At 44.1% G+C, this 22,842-nt stretch carries 17 protein-coding genes; 4 read left to right on the forward strand and 13 right to left on the reverse strand.

The window, feature by feature from the left end; translation table 11 throughout:
• The first annotated feature begins 4 nt into the window (after positions 1–4).
• Positions 5–1,645: a response regulator transcription factor gene (locus ACDJ59_RS10370; protein WP_413408746.1), complete on the forward strand. Its 1,641-nt coding sequence runs from the start codon at positions 5–7 to the stop codon at positions 1,643–1,645.
• Positions 1,646–1,801: 156 nt separating this feature from the next.
• Here ACDJ59_RS10370 and ACDJ59_RS10375 read toward each other — a convergent pair whose 3' ends face one another.
• The 6 genes from ACDJ59_RS10375 to ACDJ59_RS10400 all read right to left on the reverse strand — a co-directional run bounded on the left by ACDJ59_RS10375 (position 1,802) and on the right by ACDJ59_RS10400 (position 9,213).
• Positions 1,802–3,448, reverse strand: coding sequence for an extracellular solute-binding protein (locus ACDJ59_RS10375; RefSeq protein ID WP_413409771.1), 1,647 nt, complete (start codon positions 3,446–3,448; stop codon positions 1,802–1,804).
• Positions 3,449–3,675: 227 nt separating this feature from the next.
• Complete coding sequence (gene bglS, locus ACDJ59_RS10380) at positions 3,676–4,389, reverse strand: beta-glucanase (protein WP_036615630.1); 714 nt, start codon at positions 4,387–4,389, stop codon at positions 3,676–3,678.
• A gap of 312 nt (positions 4,390–4,701) precedes the next feature.
• Positions 4,702–5,406, reverse strand: coding sequence for an ankyrin repeat domain-containing protein (locus ACDJ59_RS10385; RefSeq protein WP_413408748.1), 705 nt, complete (start codon positions 5,404–5,406; stop codon positions 4,702–4,704).
• A 10-nt stretch (positions 5,407–5,416) separates the two neighbouring features.
• On the reverse strand, positions 5,417–6,925 hold the full coding sequence (locus ACDJ59_RS10390) for an S-layer homology domain-containing protein (protein WP_413408749.1): 1,509 nt from the start codon (positions 6,923–6,925) through the stop codon (positions 5,417–5,419).
• A 119-nt stretch (positions 6,926–7,044) separates the two neighbouring features.
• Positions 7,045–7,737 carry a response regulator transcription factor gene (locus tag ACDJ59_RS10395; protein WP_047843050.1) on the reverse strand — a complete coding sequence of 231 codons (693 nt, stop codon included), beginning with the start codon at positions 7,735–7,737 and terminating at the stop codon, positions 7,045–7,047.
• A 6-nt stretch (positions 7,738–7,743) separates the two neighbouring features.
• Complete coding sequence (locus ACDJ59_RS10400) at positions 7,744–9,213, reverse strand: ATP-binding protein (RefSeq protein WP_413408751.1); 1,470 nt, start codon at positions 9,211–9,213, stop codon at positions 7,744–7,746.
• A gap of 42 nt (positions 9,214–9,255) precedes the next feature.
• Between ACDJ59_RS10400 and ACDJ59_RS10405 the strand changes: the two genes are divergently transcribed.
• Positions 9,256–9,987 (forward strand): helix-turn-helix transcriptional regulator, encoded by a 732-nt coding sequence (locus tag ACDJ59_RS10405; RefSeq protein ID WP_413408753.1) that lies wholly within the window; start codon positions 9,256–9,258, stop codon positions 9,985–9,987.
• A 79-nt stretch (positions 9,988–10,066) separates the two neighbouring features.
• Complete coding sequence (locus ACDJ59_RS10410; RefSeq protein ID WP_413408755.1) at positions 10,067–10,405, forward strand: cupin domain-containing protein; 339 nt, start codon at positions 10,067–10,069, stop codon at positions 10,403–10,405.
• 130 nt (positions 10,406–10,535) lie between these two features.
• On the opposite strand, the gene ACDJ59_RS10415 is transcribed toward ACDJ59_RS10410, so the two are convergent.
• From ACDJ59_RS10415 to pdxS, 7 genes are all read right to left on the reverse strand, one after another.
• Complete coding sequence (locus ACDJ59_RS10415) at positions 10,536–11,672, reverse strand: choline esterase (RefSeq protein ID WP_413408756.1); 1,137 nt, start codon at positions 11,670–11,672, stop codon at positions 10,536–10,538.
• Positions 11,669–12,328 carry a TetR/AcrR family transcriptional regulator gene (locus ACDJ59_RS10420; RefSeq protein WP_036671287.1) on the reverse strand — a complete coding sequence of 220 codons (660 nt, stop codon included), beginning with the start codon at positions 12,326–12,328 and terminating at the stop codon, positions 11,669–11,671. Before ACDJ59_RS10420 ends, ACDJ59_RS10415 begins: the two co-directional genes overlap by 4 nt.
• Positions 12,329–12,540: 212 nt before the next feature.
• Positions 12,541–13,623 carry an ABC transporter substrate-binding protein gene (locus tag ACDJ59_RS10425; RefSeq protein WP_413408758.1) on the reverse strand — a complete coding sequence of 361 codons (1,083 nt, stop codon included), beginning with the start codon at positions 13,621–13,623 and terminating at the stop codon, positions 12,541–12,543.
• Between the two features lie 258 nt (positions 13,624–13,881).
• Entirely contained in the window at positions 13,882–16,155 is a 2,274-nt protein-coding gene (locus ACDJ59_RS10430; protein ID WP_413408759.1) for a beta-glucosidase, read from the reverse strand.
• Between the two features lie 19 nt (positions 16,156–16,174).
• Complete coding sequence (locus tag ACDJ59_RS10435; RefSeq protein WP_413408760.1) at positions 16,175–17,407, reverse strand: PTS sugar transporter subunit IIC; 1,233 nt, start codon at positions 17,405–17,407, stop codon at positions 16,175–16,177.
• Between the two features lie 201 nt (positions 17,408–17,608).
• Positions 17,609–20,122: a GH39 family glycosyl hydrolase gene (locus ACDJ59_RS10440; protein WP_413408762.1), complete on the reverse strand. Its 2,514-nt coding sequence runs from the start codon at positions 20,120–20,122 to the stop codon at positions 17,609–17,611.
• A gap of 151 nt (positions 20,123–20,273) precedes the next feature.
• Entirely contained in the window at positions 20,274–21,158 is an 885-nt protein-coding gene (gene pdxS, locus ACDJ59_RS10445; protein WP_200869424.1) for a pyridoxal 5'-phosphate synthase lyase subunit PdxS, read from the reverse strand.
• Positions 21,159–21,305: 147 nt separating this feature from the next.
• Here pdxS and ACDJ59_RS10450 point away from each other — a divergent pair, with 147 nt between their 5' ends.
• Positions 21,306–22,796 (forward strand): PLP-dependent aminotransferase family protein, encoded by a 1,491-nt coding sequence (locus ACDJ59_RS10450; protein WP_413408764.1) that lies wholly within the window; start codon positions 21,306–21,308, stop codon positions 22,794–22,796.
• Positions 22,797–22,842: the final 46 nt, after the last annotated feature.

The raw sequence follows: 22,842 nt of genomic DNA on the forward strand, positions 1-22,842 counted from the left end.
ACCCATGCTGCAAATATTATTAGTTGACGATGAACGTTCCGTCGTGGAAACGCTGGCAGAGACCATTCCGTGGGAAAGCTGCGGGATCGGTACAGTTCATGAAGCATTATCCGGTGCAGTAGCGCTGGAAATTATGGACAACCACGACATTGACATTGTAATTACGGATATACGTATGCCCGAAATGTCAGGCATTGCACTGATTACAGCGATTCATGAAAAGTGGCCTCATGTGCAGACGATTCTGTTATCAGGTCACGCCGACTTTGAATATGCGAAACAGGCCATTTCGCAGGAAAGCTTTGATTACTTACTGAAACCCGTTAGTGATGAAGATCTGATCGAATCCGTGCAACGTCTTGTTCATCGAATTAAAGAAAAGTGGGAAACCGCAGCATCTCATCAAAGAGCCTTACACGCCTTTCAGGATCATCTGCCATTGCTTCAATCCACGATGCTGCATGAGTTGCTGACTGGAAAAGTCTATGATCAGAAGACGCTGGCAGACAAGCTTGATCTGCTGGAGCTTCCCTACTCCGTAGGAGAAGATCTCGGCATGCTGATTATTCGTATGGAGAAACATCTATCCGATATGGCACACGGCGACCTGGCCCTAATGGAATATGCGATATGTAATATCATAAGTGAAGTGATGCATAATCATTTTCATATCTGGCATACACGTGACGTTCATGATTACATTGTTGTTCTGGTAAGCATGAAACATTCCACAACGATGAGTTATAGCAGGAGTGAGACGCCTCAGACATTGCTTGAGCAGTATGCTGCCCAGATTCAAACCAATGTTCAGTTATACCTGAAAGGTGCAATCTCCATTTCCGTCTCCAGTTGGGGCAAGTTTCCCCACGAAATTGGAGAACTCTATGAGCGAACGGTTATGTCCATGCGTAAACGGATGGGTCAGGTGCAAGGTTTGTTTGTCACCGCTTCCGATGAAACGGATGCCAATCCTCTACATACGATTAGGTCGCTGTATCAGCCGCCAACGTTGATTAGCCTGCTCGAAGCTGGTCGCTTTGAGGATGTGGAACAGAAAATCGAGCACATTTTTGAGGAACTGCTGCATTCCAATGAACATCATGATATTGCCGAGTCAACCTTTGAGGTGTATTTTGCTATTGCGGGCGCGTTTGCGTACATCATTCATAAAAATGGCAAACAAATCTCTTCTTTGATTCCAGCAGAGTCCTATCGTTACTTTCAAGCTCCCAGCTATTCCACTGCGCAGCAGCTACAGGACTGGTCCGTGCGTACACTTCATTACATACGAGATGATGCTGAACAAGAGCTTAGAGACAATCACAGCACCATTGTGCGCAGCGTCAAAAGTTTTGTCGACCTTCATCTGGCTGGAGATGTATCACTGCCTGCAATTGCCGACCATGTGCATCTGCACCCAGTCTACTTGTCCAAGGTATACAAGGCGGAGACAGGTGAAGCACTTACTGCCTATGTGTACCGGTTAAGAATGGAGAAAGCAGCCTATCATTTGCGAACATCAACCGCCAAAGTGTTTGAGATTGCAGAACTTGTCGGTTACAACAATACCGCATATTTCATCCGAGTTTTCAAGAAATTTTATGATCTTACACCGCAGGAATATCGGGAAAATCTGCCGGTTTAAGAGAGTACACAGACCAGACTTGACGTTCTGGTAATCTCTCCGGTTTCCCCTTCTCCATATCAAATACAAAAAGGCATTGCCGGAGATCTTCTCCTGCAATGCCTTTTTGGTGCTTATGTGGCCGGGATGAATCATTTCAGCCAGCCCTGCGTCATCCTATTTTCCGCTTTTCACGGAATCATACCACTCGTTAACTTCTTTCGTAATCTGATCTCCACCTGAAGACTTCCACTTCTCAACAAATGAGTCGAACGCGTCCACAGAGGTTTTGCCATATACAATTTGAGAGAAGGTGTCTTTCTCCATCTTTGTCAAAATGTCATTGTTCATCTGCATCGTCATTGAAGGTGCACCGGTAAACATTTGATTGAACACGATATCTTTTTGATCCAAAACAATCTTGGCTGCATCAAGCATAGGTACTGGTACACCTGATTTGATTTTCTTCTCAAACGGTGTAGTTGCTTCTTCACCGCTTGCCAGCTTGGCAAGTGTTGTCATGCTTAGATTTGGTATTCTCGCTCCATCAAAAGTCAACGTGTACTTCTCGGGAGCATAACCACCCGTAAGACTTGCATCGGTTGATGGTTTCCCATCTACCATAACCCAATCGTATCCTTCCGCAAATCCATGCTCGAACTCATCGCCCTCTTTAGGATTTGCATAGTGATCAAAGAGATAGTTCTGATAGGTGAAAAAGGCTTCCGGATTTTTCATGTCTTTGTTAATTAGAATTACGCCATTTCCGTTCGACGTACCATGTCTGCCTGCTTGACCGTTTGGACCAGAAGGAATTGGATACGCCTTGTATTCAGCCTCAGGATTGTTTTTCTTCACATCCTCCAGCGGCCAGGATGGCATCCAGTGAGGACCAACCACAATACCTGCTTTTCCGGCAGTAAATTCTTCAGCTGCTTTTGTCTCATCATACACGCCGGCTTCTTCCGGGATATAACCTTTGCTCATCCAGCTCTGTAATTTGGCCAAAGCCTGTTTTGCACCAGGTGTAACGGAACCGTATTCAAGTTTTCCGTCTGCCGTCAGATTCCATTGGTTTGGCATTGTACCATAAGCACCAAATACCCACCCAGCTTCAGACATCCATGTGTTCAGCCAGTTCTTGAAGCCAATGGTGAGTCCGTAAGTGTCCTGCTTCCCATTTCCATCCGGATCTTGATTCGTAAACGTTTCCATAATGACTTCAAGATCATCTATGGTTTTAGGTGCTTCCAGATTGAATTTCTTCATCCAGTCTTCACGGATCCACATGACAGGATCACCATTATAGGAATAGTCCAGAATCGGAATACCGATCTTTTTGCCATCTTGCATGTATGGATACCATACGGAAGGATCTTCGTTTACGGCTGCTTTCCATGTGTCGCTGGCATATTTGTCAAACAACTCGCCCGCATCGACAAATTTTCCGGACTCAATCAATTCACGCACCAGATTGAATTCGCCGCGATACGAAATAATGTCCGGCATGTCCGCATTGGAAGCAAGCGATAGACGCAGTTTTGTCTCAAATGCATTATTGGTGGATGGAGATATCCACTGGTTTTTCAACTCAATTCCGAGTTTCTCCTTGGCCCATTTTGTATGGACGTTGTTATCCTGATCCTCGCCTGACTTAAACTTCACGTCTGGACCCCATGGTCGTAAATACGTAATGGATACTGGTGGATCATACTTCCCATTTTTGAGCTCCAACGTTGTCGCTGGTGTACTCGATTCTGTTTTCTTATCGCTCCCGTTACTACACCCACTCAAGGCTGCAGATAGGGCCAATACACCGATCATGACCAAACTGCCTACTCGTCTCTTTTTACTTGTGTCCAACTTCGTTCCCCCAGTCTATGTAATGTTGCTTACAGGTTAATCATAATGAATTTTTGATATTTATGCCCATACTAATATTGCAACATTTATTGCATTAATTTAGGATATTGGATATTGAATACATATATTGAATAAATACAATGCCAGAATATAGAAAAAAGCAGCCGCTAACGGCTGCTTCAGTCTGCTTAATTACTCGTATATTTGACCCAATCGTACTCTGCATAGAGCGGATTAGCCCCATTATAAGGACCGAGCCAGCTATCTACTCCTGTTCCATTCCACAGGTTCATCATGATTTTTCCGGGTGTTTTAGGAATATTGCTGGTTGCCGTATGTTTCAATACACCATCAACATACCATTTGATATGTCCCGGCTGCCAGTCAAATGCGTAAGTATGGAAGCCCTGGGATGCATCAAACCCTAGATTGATAATCTTCTCATGATTACCAACCCCATTGGTATAATAATTAAACTGAACTTTGGTTGTGTCTTTTCCTAAAAATTCGATATCAATCTCATCCCATTGGGTGCCATGTGCAGGGCCTGTGTATGTGAAAAATGAGGAAACTACACCTGTGTTCTTGGCAGGTTTCATACTGACTTCATACAAGCCGTACCCATACGTATTCGTGGTACGATACTCTCCGCAATCAAACTTGTTCTGTGCAGAGCTGGTCAAACCAAGCTTAAGCTTGCCGTCACTTGTAAAATTAACATTGTTAGCCCTCCACGTACAGTTAAACATGTTCCCATTGGAATACCCATCCGCTTTTTGCCACGTACTTGCGTTAAAATAGGTTAGAGGTTCCCAGAACACATAACCCGCGAAAGCGCTTACCGAAAAAAACAAAGAGATGACACCGGTTACCGCCAAAGTATACCAAGACTTCCTCTTCATCATACACCTCCATGAATGATTCCAACATGTATAATCAGCGCAATAATAGATAGCGCTTACATGGTTGGTATTTCCATTTTATCCGGAAGCATGGTGGTAAACTATAGCAAACTTTAAAGCAGAGATATTCAATTTTTAAGATCTTCGTTCTTGTATCTAATCATGTTATGTTAAGACTATGCCAGTTTCATACACGTAAGATGGATTGAATGAAGCGCCTGCCCTTCAGCATAGAAGGAATCAGGCGCTCCATGAAAACCATTTTTACATATATCTCAACATATTTGTTTCTTTATTCACCCTAAAAGGGTTCTATTTCGCACCAGCTCGTACCAAAATGTCTTCAATTTCTTTGAAGCCATTATTCTTCGCATGACTGAGTGGTGACACCCCATCACGGTCCGATATGTTTACGTCTGCTCCGTGGTCAATGAGTAATTGTATCGTCTCCTGCTGCCGAGCATTGCCATCGTTAAGAATGATCGCTTCGAGTAGTGCTGTCCATCCCAATTGATTCACATGGTCCACATCCACCGAAGTTTGAGTCAGTAGTTCTTGCACTACATCCACATATCCATGCTCCGAAGCTGGAATAAGTGCTGTCCCTCCATATCGATTCGTTATCGCTGGGTCCGCTCCCGCCTCGATTGTCAGCTTCAAAATATCCAAGTATCCTTCAGCGCCAGCATACAGAAACGGAGTATTTTTCATATCGTCCTGTATATTCACATCTGCCCCCGCTTCAATTAACACTTTAGCCGATGTTGAATCATTATTGTAGGTTGCAATCATTGTAGCGGTTCGTCCACTCTGATCTTGAGCATTGATATTGGCACCTGCTTGAATCATTTGTTCGATGCGTTCAGTATCGCTGTCCTCTACTGCCTTGAACAGCTGTTCATCTGCTGAAGTCATGGCCTTTTTCTCCACGTTGGAGTCGTTTCTCATTTCAGGCACGCAGCCCTGGACGATTAACATACTGCTTATCAGGACAACGATGATCAGTGATTTACTCATACTGCCTCCTTTACTCCAGTGTCAAGGTGACCGAAGAAGCGATACTCCAATCCCCAACTGGGTTTATTGTATACGTAGTACCCGGAGTCAACTTTCCATCATTTGTTAGGTCGAATACACCCGTCGCACCTTTTCGGCTTGAATATTTATAAGTGGCCGTCAGAACATCCCCGCTAGGTGAAGTTAACGTTACACTTCGACCAGAGAACAGTTCATCCCCAGGGTCCTGGTCAAGTGTAACTTCAATGGAGGTTTCGCTCACTGCTTGAGCACTTGCAACCACTAGTGCATCAAACGATTTCGCCGTAAATGAAGCATTTTCGATGTTGGCCCAATCCGAAGAAACCGTATATGTGACACCTGATTTCAGCGTTTGTCCCTCAGGCAAACGGAACTTCGGTTCTTGTTTACCGTCTGTGGATTGCGTGAACGGAACATATCTGGCAACGATAGGCTCGTCACCTTCTGGCGTAATTACAACTTGTCTTGCCTGCATGGAAGAGATGATCTGATACGTTTTGCCTCCTGCTTGCTCTTGATCATTCAGCACAAATGCATTAGCTCCTCGACCACCACTGTAAGCCGAAATGATGTAACCATAATCCACGACACTGTTCACTTGCAATGCTTCAATCTCGAATGTATCATTCGTTACTTGACTAACCGTTGTCATGTTTATTTTCGTACCACTGCCTTCAAAGGAACCAGCGTCTTGGCCTTTGTAAGTCAGGTTGTACACTTCACTAGCATCTTGTACGGACGTTGGAACGATGTAAGTCGCGATTGACCCTGTTTTCAAACGGGGCATATTGGTTAACGTCAACCCGCCACTAAACGCAAAGTCCGTTTGTGCCTTGGCAAAAGCTTCATTCGCTGCTGTCAGCGGCTTGTCAAAAGTTACAATTAACGTAATGGCATTCAGTGATCTAACGCTCTTGATTTGAGCTTGCTCCGAAGGAATAGCTTGGTGTGCAGTTTGCAACAGCACTGCTGTTTCGCCGCGCGTTGCTGTACCGTTCTCGGAGTAGAACTCGCTCATCCAATGGTGAACGGACTTTACATCACGTTGCATCGCTTTGGATACGACCTGTTCGAGTTCAGCATCCGACACTTGAGTTTGCGGATTGAATTGTCCATCGTTAGCCTGCATGATGCCAAGTTCAACAAGCTTTGACGCATATGGCGCATACCATGCATTCGGATTCACATCCGTCAATTCTACGGTTTCTCCCGTCTTGCTCTCCAAATTAAACGTTTTGTAAACCAATGAAGCTAACTCCGCACGGGTAATTGCTCGATGTTCACCCATAGATTGATCTGCATACCCGTTCATGATCCCCAAGCTATTCAGATCCTTGATAGCAGCTTCAATCTGTTGTTGGGTAAGCTGTGTGGTTGTTGCCGCAATGTTAGTAACGTATGTAGCTGCATGTACTTGATTCGCAGTTAGCGGGAACACTGCTGTACCTAATGCAGTTATGGTTAGAAATGTAGCGATTTTGCGGGTTGTAGAATTCATAGTTGAATTCCTCCTCTATAGGTTGTAGTTGCCTGTATCTATAGAATAGAGGACAAAAAGAAACTCCCAAGGCTAAAGTTATTAACAAAATATAAACTGGCTCTAAATTTTCACGAAACTTATGCAGTAAACCGGTAGCCTGCACCCCAGACGGTCTCAATATACTCCGGATTTTTGGGGTCTGTCTCCAGCTTGCCGCGCAGTTTGCGAATATGGACGGTAACCGTTGCAATGTCTCCGGTGGAATCCATGCCCCAGATCCGCTCGAACAGATCTGATTTGCTGAATACACGGTTGGGATGACTCGCAAGAAATACAAGTAACTCGAACTCCTTCGTTGTAATGGCAACCTCTTCTCCATTAACAAAAACGCGGCGTGATCCTTTGTCAATGTGAAGCCCCCGAATGTGGATTTCATCCTGCTCAGCTGGTTTGTTTTTGCCAAGTAGTCTCTCGTATCGGGTCAAATGAGCCTTTGCTCGCGCAACCAATTCACTTGGGCTGAACGGTTTTGTAATAAAGTCATCAACTCCCAGATTAAATGTCCTGATCTTATCGATTTCTTCCTTTTTCGCGGAAACGACAAGGATGGGCACCTCCTTCACCTCGCGAATGCGCCTGCAACATTCGAAGCCGTCGAGTCCCGGAAGCATCAGATCAACAATGATCAGATTATAGTCCCCCTCCAGTGCCTGCTTCAGACCTTCATCTCCAGTATGGCAGAGATCCACGGAAAATCCGTTGAGCTCAAAATAATCCCGTTCCAGTTCCGCAATCGTTGTTTCGTCTTCAATGATCAAAATGTTTGCCATTACTCATTAGTTCCTCTCTTCATTCAGCCGTTTCAGCTTGATATATATGCTCGTGCCATCATTGGGCTGGCTTTCTGCCCAGATGAAGCCCCCATGTCCATCAATGATTTGGCGGGCAATTGCTAGCCCGAGCCCACTTCCGCCCGTTGAGGAATTCCGAGATTGTTCTGCACGATAGAAGCGTTCAAATATATAAGGCAGTGCCTCTTCAGGTATTCCCCTGCCATTATCTTTAAACGCCATCGTAATCCAGTTCTCATCAGCTTGAAGTGTAATCTCGAATCGTTTATGTTCATTCTCCATGTATTTGAGTGCATTATCCACCACATTAACAACGGTACGTTTTAACTTCTCCGGATCCACAGCAGCCATAGCGGGACCAGACACCTGGTTAATCCAATCCAGGGCGACACCTTTATCCTCCAGATCATATCTCAGCTCTTCAATGCTATCTTCAAGGAAATCAGCGAGATCAACTGTTTTAAACAGGAAAGGCTCTTGGTTCAAGTCGAGCTTGGAATACAAAAACAGTTCATCCACCAGCTTATCCATGCTAACTGCTTTGGAGTGAATGATATTAACATAACTCTCCATTTTCTCTGGAGTATTAGCCACTCCGTCACGAATACCCTCAATATACCCTTTGATATTGGTAATCGGCGTACGGAGATCATGCGAAATGTTGGAGATGAGCTCTTTGCGGTTCACTTCGTCCTGCTGACGTAACGCATAAGAGCGCTGTAATTGATTCCGCATACTCTCAAACGCTTCGCTGAGTTGACCAACCTCGTCATTGGAATTTAGCTGAAGTTTAAAGGATAGATTGCCATCCTTAATATGTTCGGCTGAACTTCGTAGTTGATTCAAGGGTTTAATGAAGCTGCGCGTGATCCAGCGGAACAAGAGCAGATTTGCAATGATGAGGACGCCAATAAGCAGGAATGACATCACAGGCAGCAACTTGCGAGTAAGCTCCGCAAAGGGGCTTCTCTCACGAATGACAAAGATACTCCCCCGTTCCCCATCTGAATATTGAAAATCAAATTTTGCATACGCGTAAAATCGCTCACCAATATTGAAGGTGCTCCGAATCTGATAATTGTTAAGATCATAGGCAGGCAGTGCTTGCTTCAGTTCTGGCTGGTTGAAGGTCAGCGATTCGAAGATCTGACTATTCTCTCGTCTGATGTAGAGCCCTGACTTCTCAGCTCGAAGCTTCATGTCATATTCACGCAGCAAAACCTTGTTCTGCAGGTCGTCGGGGTCATTTTTGGCCAGGAACTTCATCTCTTGAAAGATCGATTCTCCCTGCTCAGTCAGGGGGTTGATCTGATAATGTACCTTGTATATATCACGGAAACTCTGTAGATCCCCCGTAGCCGCAATCGTATACAGACTTGCCGTAAGCAGGATGAACAGTAGACTTATAACAAGCATGCCCGTAAAGGACAGCAGCATTTTTATTCGAATTGACATGGGTTCCCCTTCTCAAGCAAACAATTGGATTAGTTAGTGCACATGTTAACACAAGATAGATTCTATTGCCCATTTGTATTTCCTCTTACAGGAAAAATACAATTTGAATTTGATGGTACGTCATATATTTTTTCACCAAGAAAAGTTGTACATGGGGGCGCGAAAATGAAACTGGATCAAACCGTGTTTCATAGAACGGACTGGGAATATATCCTCGTTTTATACCGGATATGTAGTTCGGACCTCGAAGAGACAAGCTTTTCCCATCAGCATTTTGAATTATCAACGGGTCAGTCTCCACGTCTGATCGAATTAATCACGCGTCTTTGGCATGTGTATAACCAGCGTGGAGGTATTTCAAAGTTTCAGACCGAAATGCTATTTCGTGATGTACTGAATGAGACCTTAATATGTGTTGATCATAGGCAAAATAGTTGCGAATCAGATGTTTTATTCGAACGGGTCTCTACCTATATCCAAGAATACTATGATCAAAGTCTGACTGTCGCATCGCTTGCAGAACAAAATAACGTTAATCGAAATCGACTTTCCTACGTGTTTAGAAGACATGCAGGTATGGGTCCAGCAGAATATGTATTGAAATATCGTATAAACATGGCACAGCAAATGTTATTGGCAAGTGATGCGTATGTACAACAGATTGCTGAGAGCGTTGGCATTGCTGACCCCTTTTATTTTAGCAGAGTGTTTAAGAAACAATGTGGTATTTCTCCTACGGAGTATCGTCTGAAGTTCATCAATAATCCATCCTGATTTCAATAGGCATCCATGTTATACAAAAGCATAGATCAGTATACTGAACATATAGGATTAATACACAGGAGGAATGACGATGCACTATCAAGCTATTAAATTAAATGAGGAATTTTCGAAATTAAACGATCTTTGGTCTCCGAAACTCATTGGTGAAATGAATGACTATCAATTTAAGATCGTTAAGATTGCTGGAGATTTTGAGTGGCATGTTCATGAGGAGACTGACAAGTTATTTTTTGTGCTCGAGGGGGAAATGATAATTGATTTTCGTGATGGCCAAGTGAAGATTTCCAAGGGCGAGATGTGTATTGTGCCTAAAGGAGTCGAGATCAAACCTTCCGCTGAAAAGGAATGTCATATCATGTTGATGGAGCCTGGAAGCGAAGTAAACAATGGCGGGACTAAGGCGGAATAAGCGTCAGTTATCGGAACCAGGATGTCAATTTGTAATATCAGAGAGCCGATAACCCCGTAATAGGGTTATCGGCTCTGCGTCTGTACGGCTAGCTCTTTGACATGCATTAATCAGCAATCTCGCGGTTATGTCACTTGTTGCTGGTCTTCCTGATCAATTCCACACCATCGTATGCCAGGCTTTCCACACTTGCAGCCTTCTGCAGTATGTAATGATCAAAAAAGTTCTTTGCATAGTTTGTAACAATATTTCGCATCTCCATAGCATCCCGTTCACCTCTAAGTTCCTCATTAACACTGGTAAACACGATGTCACAGTAATCCAAATGCGCAACACGATCGACTGAGAAATAATAGGTTTTCATGCTATTGTTAGCGCCAATAACCGCATTCATATTATAGTTAGGTTCACAAAACAGGAACAAGAAGGGTTTCTTAAGATCGCTGTCAAGAAGGCCAAACGCACCGCTATCCAAGCCAATCCCGCAGGTGAACCGATCGTCATCCCGGCAAACCATCGCCGTGGTAGGCCCTCCATAAGAATGTCCGATTATACCCATGCCGATGTCAAGCAGTAATCTACCCTTAAAGATGGAATTCAGCTCTCCAGAGTCCACTTTGTAAAGATAATCGGCTACATACCTCACATCTTCTGCCTGTAATTCACTAAACTCTGTTATCTTGGAAAGTATCGGTAGTGCAAGCACGTTACGGCACATCTCAATGGCAGTTTCATCGTCAGGACGCATCTCCATCTTACCAGCCAACGCCAGCATCTCCGAATCTTCACCAAACGCTGTAATGACATCCGAAAAATTCTTGGATACATTAAACAGGCGCCCATCTTTACGTTTATACATCGTGCTATTCTGATGGCCGATGCTTACCACAACATACCCCATGCTTGCCAAGTCTGTACAGAGCACTGTCCCCCATTCTGGAGATCCGCCCCCGCCGCAAACATAGAATAACACTGGATAGCGCTTTTCCTTCCCGGAAAGAGCAAGGTCGTCGTAACACTGGGTCTTGATATCTATAGAGAAAACATCCTTCAACGCGGTGACAAGTGGCTGCTCATTAAACATCTCGTAGACTTCAGGAAACATGTACGTTGATGTAGTCTTACCTTCGCTACTGTCAGACGGATAGTACACAAAAGCGGTCAGTTCTCTTTTGGAGTAATCTGATGCCGTGTACTCAAAATCCATCTGGGTTCGACCGACAGTATAGGCGCCAATTGGTTCTGGAAATACGTCATAGGTTTTCATTTTCTTTCCCCCTTGAGATCGCTAACCATTTCAGAATATTTATGATCTTCAAGCAGCCCATGACCCATAAATTCAGCAAAGTACTTGCTGATCTTATGTTGCAGCTCAGAGTCCTTAATATCGAATTCCCTAAAAAACAAGATTAAATTAAGCTGCATTGACTCAAACATAAAAGAAATCAGGTCGTCGTCAACATCCGGTCGAAGATATCCATCAACCCTCATTCGGCGTAAAATGTCCTTGATCATGGGGAATGACTCGCCCTTTAACACATTCACATATACTTTCAGCAAAATGTCCTCAGGAATATATGAAAATGTTTTAGTCAGTTTGATTTCCAACTCATTCAGTGGCTCGGTCACCATGCCATTAACGTTACCAAATAAGCCAGTAAGGAAATAGCTGTAAAGGGAATCTTCATTACTGTTACTGAAGTATGCAGCTCTTTTCTGTGTCACATTACGTATTAAGTGACAATAAAGGTCATCTTTGTCTTCAAAATACCGATAAAATGTTCCGGGATGCATGGACAAACTATCCAAAACCATCTTCATAGTTATATCCTCGTAAAGATTATCAACAAAAAGATGCATAGCGCTATTCGATATTTCCTCGCGCCTTGCTTCGTCTAAACGAAAGAAAGTATTTTTTGGCATAGATTACTCCTTAATTTGAAGTGTGAACTGATTCACACTATACTGATAATACATTCACAAGTCAAGTCGTATTAAAATAGAGTGTTCACTCCATTCTCCCTATCATTCAGGCTGACCGGGAACAGCTTGAAACAGGAATTTGGTCCCTGATAACAAAAAAAGCCGCTAAAATAGCGACTTTTAATGGTACTATGTTTTTGTCCTTGGCTTCATTACAATCCGAGATCATCAGCGAGTCCTTCAACACCTGTGAAGATGGAATCCCCGTAACCCCAGAAGTTGTTGAAATCAATAATGTAGATTTTTTTGTTTTTAACTGCGTTAATGTTTTGTACCTGCTTGTTGGCAAGCAGCTTTTCAATCGTCTGCTCAGGATCAATACCACCTGCATACCTCGAAATAATCATTGCATCCGGATTAATCTCGATTAACTTCTCCAGACTGAGTGTGCCAGTTTCATTAATCAGCATATTATGCATATTGATTAATGACATTGCACTTTCAATAAACGTATCACCATTTCCGTTGTAAATTCCAATGGTTCCATCACCATTATCCGAAAATGATGCATAATTGATCGTCTCAGCGCTAGCTCGGGCCGACAAGGCATTCTCGCGTGCTTTAAGCGTCTCAATATATGCCGCTGCATTGGCTTGTACGTTGAATATCTCACCTAATTCAGTAATATCCTGATACAGACTATCTAACGATGCATCAGGAACACTGGTGCTTTGTACATATGTTTTGATCCCCATATCATTCAAGCTGCTTACTGTACCAACACCCCAGTCCGCATCCTCAAACAATCCACCACGACCAACAACCAGGTCAGGCGTAGCCCCTATTGTCACTTCCTTGCCTACATAGCCTTCAGCAAGCACAGGAATTTGTTTAAACTCGTCAGCAATATCTTCAGGTACACTACCAAACAACGCAGCTACACCTACAAGTTTGTCTATCAAACCAAGGCGAATCATCAGCTCGGCTGCACCCTGGGTATTGGCAACTACTCGTTCAGGTGCCTTGTCAAACGTTTGATCCTTCTTCACCCATGTGCCGTTCTCTGTTGTATAATTTGAAACGGTTACCGGGTAAGTTGTTTCGGAAGGTGCTGAAGCGTCTGCGTCGGTTTGTTCCCCATTTGTTGCTTCATTCGTGGCACTGCTCTCCGCAGCCTGCTGTGAGCTGCCATTTGCATCTTTGCTGCCACCATTGCTGCTTGAACACGCTGCGAGCACCAAAATCATTGCAGTAATTAAACAAAGAAACATCCCTTTTTTAACGGATACCAACATGTAAATAATCTCTCCCTTTTCAATTCTCTCTTGTCTTTTATACCAATATGTAAAATAACTATTGTCAGTATACAGTAAATGTCGAAGCGTGTAAATGAGAACAATAATCAATATCATTCGTCTGATGAATAAAAAGAGACCCCCATATGGTGCCTCTTACTTTGGCCATAAATTTTAGTTCATGCAACCTGGTGGCTCACAAAGAAACCAAGTTCAGGTCCTTTGTTTAGGATTGAACTTGGTTCCTCTTTTACTTAACTATTCATTACGTGCCTGATTAACCTTGGCGATAAGTTCATTAATAATTTCATCAGGTGACCGCTCATTCATCCATTGTTGACCGAACATTTGGAATACTTTGATCATTGGGAAATCTGCCCAGAATCCCACAAACTCCTCGTTAAGGTATACCTTGTCCGTAACGTGCTCGTTCATTTCATTCAGGCAATGCTCCAATTCCTTTTTCGCTGCAGGATCACTCATCCACTCACTGAGCAGACTGAATTTTTGGAACGTGATTTCTTCCTTACCAAAGTCACAATGCAGACGTTCCGTAATTCGGAGATCTTTGGACGAGCTGCCAAGTGAAATTTGGAAAAACCCGGTCTCTGCCACCCAACGGTTATACTTGGTGTTGTAATATGAGAAATCTCTTTCTTCCAGTTCAAAAGTAATCTTGCGTTCTTCACCCGGCTCCAGTTCAACTTTGGCAAAAGCTTTTAATTCTTTCTCAGGACGGGTCCATGTGCACTCTTCATCGTGAACATACAATTGAACAACTTCTTTCCCCTTGCGCTTCCCGGTATTTTTCAATTGGAAGGAGACTGTAACACCGGTGTGGGTCTGAGCCACTTCCAGATCCGTATAGGAAAACGATGTATAAGACAATCCGTGTCCAAACGGGAATTGAGGTGCCAGTTCTTTCCGGTCATAATATCGATAACCCACGAACAAGCCTTCGCGATAATACAGCTTGCCGTTCTCTCCGCGAATTCGCATATGTGAAGGGTTGTCCGACAGTTTGACAGGGAATGTCTCAGACAGTTTGCCCGAAGGATTTGTCTGTCCGAATAATACATCTGCAATCACTTTACCCATGCCTTGACCAGACAACCAAGAATGAATCACACCAGGTACATGCTGTACCCATGGGCGCATCGCCAGTGCGGAGCCGCTGCTCGTTACGACAATACACTTGGGCTGAACCGCGGCTACCGCGAGAATCAATTTCACTTGATGCTCGGGAAGATCAATGCCTTGCAAATCATGCATCTCCGATTCCGCATATTCCGGTTGGCCAACAAACAATACAGCAACATCGGAATTCATGGCTAATGACACACTTTCCTTGATTAGCTCATCATTGATGGAGTCATCCTCCGGGTACCCTTCTGCATAATTCATGGTCATGGCATCACCAGCCAGTTTTTTTATCTCATCCCATGGAATATCGACTCTTGTAGGCGTTACCTTCGCACTGCCCGCTCCCTGAATTCTCGGTTTTTTGGCAAACCGTCCGATCACGGCAATCGACGAAATGGACTCCTGCCGTAGCGGGAGAATCGCGTTCTCATTTTTCAGAAGCACAATACTCTCGGCCGCCGCTTTACGTGCGAGTGTATGATAGTCCGAATCTGGAGAAGAATCCATGTCTTTCTTGCCCGTTACCCGCTCAACCAGCTTCAAAATACGACCCACGCTGCGATCCAACTGTTCTTCGGAAAGGCTTCCGTTCTGAACCGCTTCAATGATCGCTTTGGCATTGTAATTGGCGGGACCCGGCATCTCCAGATCAAGCCCAGCCTTCAGACCGCGTATGCGATCATTAACAGCTGTCCAGTCGGATAGAACAACACCTTCATAACCCCACTCTTCTCTCAAAATGTCATGCAGCAAATGTTCGTTTTCACTCGTATACGTTCCATTCAATAAATTATAAGAACACATAACCGTCCAAGGGTCGGATTTCTTAATAATACGTTCAAAGGCGCTCAGGTAAATCTCGCGAAGCGTTCGCTCGTCGATTTCCGAACTGGTTACCATCTTTTCAAACTCCTGGTTGTTTCCTGCAAAGTGTTTGACAGAAGCGCCCACGCCTTCGCTTTGGATCCCGTTTATAAACGCCGCTCCAAGTTCCCCCGTCAAGTATGGGTCTTCCGAGTAGTATTCGAAGTTTCTTCCGCCAAGCGGCGTTCTTTTCATATTGACACCCGGTCCAAGCAGCAGCTCAACGTCCATGGTTTTTGATTCACGTCCCAGTGCCACACCAACTTCATATAACAATTCCGTATTCCACGAAGAACCGATGGCTGAACCCGTAGGGTAACAGGTTGCGGGTACATTTTCCGTTGTAATCCCCATTTCTTCGTCGCTGTTTGTTTTACGAATGCCGTTTGTCCCATCGTACATATGAACTGGCGGAATGTTTAACCGCTCGATTCCTTTTGTCATCCACATATTCAATCCTGCGCAGAGTGAAGCTTTCTCGGCCAGCGTTAATGCCGACAACAATTCATTAATTGATTTATCCATAGTACTCACCCTTCTGATATCAATTTTGTTCCTGTTCTTTCTTCAGTTCCTGTGCATCATACAGTTTGAAAAACGGAAACCAGACAATAAATACAATCACCAGGACGACTGCCAGCAAGATAAGCCCATTGAGTCCGGACATAATATAGGTGGACAGGCCGATCGGTGTGTACCATAACTGGAAGATCTGGCTCGGAATCCGCACCCAACCCCAGTCGAGAGCCAAATACACAATCATCGGCGTGATAAGTGAGTTAATCCACATCGGTACCATGAGTAATGGATTAAAGGCAATCGGTGCTCCGTACACGACGGGTTCATTGATGTTGAACAAGGATGGGATAATAGTTGCCTTGCCGACAGATTTCAGTTTTTTCGAACGTGCCATCAGGAACCAAACAACTAACGGCAAGGTCGCTCCCATTCCTCCAATACCCAGCCATCCGGAGAAAAAGGTTTCAAACGTGTTGATATTGACGGGATCTTGTCCCGCTGCCACAAGAGCTGCATTTTCTTCGATGGCAGGTATCCAGATCGCGTACCAGATCGGTGTCATGACCCACGGGCTTACGCCGAAAGAATACAGTACAACGCCAATGAAATTGAACAATAAAAATCCGGTTAAACTCTGCCCTACGGCATTGATCGGCTCAAATACGTTTACGATCAGTCCAAAAATATCAAAATGAAGCTGATATACAAGCACCCATCCTGTTGCTAATACCAAGGCGATCGGGACGAGAAAATCGAACCAGTCCATAATGAATTCGGGAAGTGAAGACCCCTTTTTGAAGAACGAAAATTTGTTACACATGATCATTACAAGAGCGACAAATACACCTACTAGGAGTGCTGTTATCATCCCCGAGGGTCCAAATCGTTCAAGGATAAACTGAATGGTACCGTCTTCGTTTACCGTCGGGTTAAGCAGCATGACGAACAGAGATATCCCCGTCATTCCCGCCAGCAATTTGATTTTGTGTCGTTCTCTTTTTTCCATCACGACATAAGGCGTCAGAAAAGCAATAAATAACCCGAGCAAACCAAAACTGAATGTCGTGATAGGTGTCAGGTCCGGCATTCCCGGAATGAAATCCTGCAAAATTGAAATCAATGTAATAATCGAACCGATGAAAATCATCGGAATGGCGACCATGATGGCTTCTTGAATCGAAGAAACCCAAATATTGTTCGTAAACGCCTCCAATCTTGGCGCAAACGAATCTGTCATCCATTTCATGAAACGCTTCATCCAAAACTCCCCCTGTCTTCCTCTAAGCTGCCACAACCATAGTATATCGATTTGTGTTAACGCTTTCTTGTTGGAACTTGCCGCATCATGGTTCGTTTTTTGCCCAATCCATCGCTATAGTTCTAGCTTGCCAGCCTGAACAAGAAATAAACAACAAAAAACATCCCTTCAAACTGAAAGGATGTCTTATAAGCACTTTTTTTAATATTGTCTATCCAAAATGAGCAGCATTACCCCATGCGGTGGAAGCAAAATCTCTCGGTGCCAACTTTCATCTCTTACCATCTCTGTCCCCAACACGGGTCCACTCCTGCCGTTTAGATAGGCGATTTCTTCTTCCGCCAAGGAATAGGGCGATCCCATGCGGGTCCACTCATCAAATACCGATCCATGCTCCCGATCCAGTTGATAACTGGTGCATTTATAAGGTCCCTCGAGATTGCTCAGGGTAAGTTCATAAGCTTTGCTGCCTTTTTCCTCAAATACGTCATAGCGGGTTGAGCTGGATAATTCCGACCAATCTCCACTTGCAAACAGCTGATCTACATGAACATAATGATAGAACAAAAATTGCATGCTTCCATCCCCTTTTCGGGTTCCAACATAACCGTCTCCCTTGACCATCAGCTCATCACCAAGCTTTTGCATAAGCTCAAATGCATAATAACTGGGTTTCTTCAGCCCATCGCGGTTAATCAGGCCAAAACCTCCGTAGAAAGGAGAAGCGGGAACGATACTTTCTTCGAATACATCGGTAAAAGACCAGAAAGCCATCGCTTTCACGTCACCGAGTGTGTTCATGGTGTGGTAAATGACAAACGGAGCCATGAACATGGTATCGTGCAGCAAGTTCCGGTCATACAGCGAAAAGTTCCACTCGGTGACATGAAGTTCAACATGACCGTACGAAGACGCATTCATTTTTTGCCGCATAAGTTCAATACTCTCTTTATAAAAAGCTGGCGGCATGATCTGGGTTAAACGATCGTCTTCAACTTTTAGCTTGGGATACTCCGAATAGATATGAAACGAATAAAAGTCGAGAGCCACTTCGCGCTTGCGGCAATAGGACAAAAATTCCTCAGCCCAGGTATCATTCCAGAGAGATCCGTAACCCATAGCTGGGCCCCCCACCGTCAGTTCCGGCAAAATCGATTTGATGGCATGAACGGTCGATTCGTAAAACGCAAAGTATTCTTCTTTGCTTCCTGCCCAACAAACACCCGCCAGGTCAGGCTCGTTCCATACTTCGAAATACCACTGCCTCACTTCTTCCGCACCATAACGATTCAAACAATGGCGAACAAATTCACCAACAAGCGCCTGCCACTTGGCAGGGTCGGATGGCGGGCTAATATTCCCCCTCCACCAAAACAGCGTTTCTTTGGATCTCGCCAGCTGGCTCGGCATAAAACTTAATTCCACAAATGGCCGAACGCCCTGATCCAGCAGGAAATCATATAATTTGTCCACATAAGACCAATTATAGAGGGGAGTGCCCTGCTCATTCTCGCTGTACACCATCAACTCGTCATTAAAGATGCCGTGAAATCGAATATATTGAAAAGGGATTTTTCCTTTCAGCGCGGAGAGCTGCTTCCGCCAATCTTCACGTAAACCTTCAATGGCTCTCCCTGCCGTCATGGTCATATTCCAGTGCTTTTCGTAGACAGACGACGTCTGATCCGCACGAATCTCAATATAAGTTTGGTCTGACAGATGTACAGACGGTACAGGAAGCGTGTCCTGATCGGCGTCAACCTTAACATCCAGATATCGATACAGTAAGCCAATCGCATTCAACGTTTCCATCTCGTAATAATCTCCGCTTGAAGATTCCTCATATGTTTTGGGTTTGCGGTTTACATTCAACTGATGGAGTTCCGGTGTACGAGAATCTTCCCGATAGGAACCGGGCGTACAGCCGTACTTTTCCTTGAAGTATTTGTTAAACAGCTTCACATTGGCAAATCCGCAATCCAGCGCGATCTCCGAAATATTTTTATCGTTTGCTGCCAGCTGAGCCTGAGCCTTCTCCAAGCGAATGAGCGTCAAATACTTTTGGAAAGGTATCCCGATTTTGTCGGTGAAGAAGTGGGAGAAATAATGCAAACTTAAATGTTCGGAATGCGCCATATCCTGCAGTGTAATCTTCTCATTGTAGTGTAAATCAATATATGTGAGGACCCTGTTCAGTCTTTTATAGTCATAATCCCTGCTACCGTCTTCCAATGCGGAATTCGTTCCACTGGAAAAATACCTCTGCAGGCATCCGCATAACATCTGTAATCTGCCCATTGTGAAATTTTGATAACCCGGCGTTTTTTTGTTGATCTCCCATACCATCTGCGCAAGATATTGTTTAATACTTTGCAGGCGAGGAGCGTTTTGTTCCACGTTCATAGCAGAGTTACAGGAGATAAACGCATTATTTTTCATCAACTCGGGACCGAACTGTAATGTTAATAACACATTGTCCTGATTGGTTCGTTCGATCTTGTGGACGGACATACTGTTAACCACGATCACATCATCTTCATGCAGTGTATATTGCTGCTGGTCCAGATACATGATGATTGAACCGTGGAGAACATATACAACTTCCACTTCCTTGTGCCAATGAAAATCAATATGTTTTACCGAGTTCACGAAGAGTTTCATAGGCAGATCGTCCTGATGTTGAATAAACTCATATAGATAGCGAATTGTCTGCACCTTCCTTCATACCGATTATTATAGCCACAGCATTTTGAAGATATCAACAAGCTAAACAGTAAGAACAAAAAAGCCGATCAATTAAGGTTCAATTGATCGGCTCTTCTATATAAATGTTCAAACTACCTATTCAACTAAATGCACTGCTATCTTACCAACCGCGGTTGGACATGCGCTCTTCTGGAGCCAATTTAGAAATTTCGATCCCTTTCATCGGGGCGCCCAAGTTTTTGGATACTTCGGCAATCAGTTTGTAATCTGTGTAATGTGTTGTAGCTTCAACGATTGCACGAGCGAATTTCTCAGGGCTATCGGATTTGAAAATACCTGATCCTACAAACACACCGTCTGCTCCCAGGTGCATCATTAATGCTGCGTCTGCCGGAGTAGCTACACCGCCTGCTGCAAAGTTAACGACAGGAAGTTTGCCGTTTTCATGAACTTCGCGCAGTAACTCATAAGCTACACCCAGATTTTTCGCTTCAGCGTACAGCTCATCTTTGGACATGTTTTGCACTTTGCGGAGCTGGCTGTTAATTAGACGCATATGACGAACTGCCTCAACAATGTTGCCCGTTCCAGGCTCACCTTTTGTACGAATCATCGATGCACCCTCACCAATACGGCGAAGAGCTTCTCCCAAATCTTTGGCTCCACATACAAATGGTACAGTGAACTCATGTTTATCGATATGGAACACTTCGTCTGCAGGAGTAAGAACTTCACTTTCATCGAGATAGTCCACACCTAGGGATTCAAGCACTTTGGCTTCTATGTAATGACCGATACGTGCTTTAGCCATAACTGGAATAGAAACAACCTTCATAACCTCTTCAACGATGGTAGGATCTGCCATGCGAGCTACACCGCCTGCTGCACGAATATCAGATGGTACCCGCTCAAGAGCCATAACAGCTGTTGCCCCTGCCGCCTCAGCAATTTTAGCTTGCTCTGCATTCATAACGTCCATGATGACGCCACCTTTTTGCATCTCAGCCATTCCTCTTTTTACACGATCTGTACCTGTTTGCATGATTGTAGTCCTCCTAATTAACTTTTGGGTGGTTTTCAATAAAGGCATCGCTCTAATCTATGATTTAGTATAGAATGAGAATGGTCATATAAAAAGATCCAATATTTTTGGTTTTTATTGTACCACTTCAATGATAACTCTGGAGGTCCTATGCAATTTCATGTAGCTTACAGTTCATATTTGAACCGAAAATATACAAAGATGAAGGCTCTCTATCATGCCATTCGTGATGCAATTCATGAAGGTAATCTTATACATGGTGAGAAGTTACCCTCTACTAGAGAGTTAGCTGCGACGTATCACATTTCCAGAGGAACTGTGAATCAGGTCTATGATACGTTGACTGCTCAAGGTTACATTCATTCAGAGCATGGAAGAGGAACCTTTGTTGCTTACCAGTTGGATTTGAACAATAATGCGTCCACCGAGAAAGCTTGTACGCATCACTTATCCGCCTGGGGAAATCGTATTCAGCAGTTTGAACAGCAGTCGATTCAAAGAAATTCACCAGCCAATGCTTATACACATGATTCCAGAATGAATAGCGACGAAGTGATCGACTTTAGCAAATATCAACCTGATTTCTCCAAGTTTCCTTACGATGAATGGAATAATCGATTGTATGCAGAGATAAGGCAGCGTGAGCATCACCTGAAAACAACCTCTGCCATGGTTAGTTCAACCGGGGATCCAAAATTGAGAGAAGCCATTGCTGCCTATCTTCGGAGGATGCGGGGCATTCAAGTCGATCCGGATCATATTGCAGTAACTGCAGGCTCCATGCAAGCTATAGCTCTCCTCACTCAATTACTTGCAGATCCGGGGGATTATGTAGTGACAGAGAGTCCTTGTTATGTCGGGATTTCTAAAGCCATATTGGCTGCGGGTGCAAAGTTGATTGAAGCCAATCTCGATGGTCAGGGCGTTGTGCCCCAAGACTGGGAAGCACGTATGTTGTTTGTCACGCCGTCACGACAATTTCCTACTGGTGAAATGCTCAGTCTGGAACGCAGACAAACCTTGCTGGACTGGGCACAGCGAAATGATGCCATGATTGTTGAGGATGATTATGATAGTGAATTCCGATATCGCGGAATGCATGTTGAACCTCTGAAAACACTCGATAAAGCAGGACGTGTAATCTACCTGGGTAGTTTTACCAAAACCTTGCCTTTAGAGGTACGACTTGGTTATGTGGTTCTTCCCCCTACCTTGGCTGACACCTTTAGAAAGGCACAGGCGTTATACGAGCCAAGACCCGTCAACCTGATCGAACAACGGGCATTAGCTGCATTCATGACAAGTGGTCAATATGAGCGTCATCTGCGCAGAATGAATCGATTATACAGTCGCAAATTCCATCTGTTACTCAAACTTTTGAACAAGCAGCTCTCTACATGGTTTGATTGGGTGGAGAATGAAGCGGGTCTACACGTGTTTGGTTGGTGGCGAGGTAATGTGACCACTTATGAGGCCTTTCGGGAATCAGCTAGGTCACAAGGTGTGGTATACTCAGAAGTCAGCAGTTCAACGTCTGTTGGTATGAAGTATGGTATCTATTTGTCTTTTGCACATTTGTCAGATGAACAATTACAGGAAGGCGTATCCAGATTGAAAAATGCCGTTACAACTGCATTGTGAGATAAATCGTCTCCAAAGTAAGTACAAGAAGATCATCATTCGGAAG

It is taken from the genome of Paenibacillus amylolyticus (assembly GCF_047302515.1).
GTDB classification, from domain to species: domain Bacteria; phylum Bacillota; class Bacilli; order Paenibacillales; family Paenibacillaceae; genus Paenibacillus; species Paenibacillus amylolyticus_G.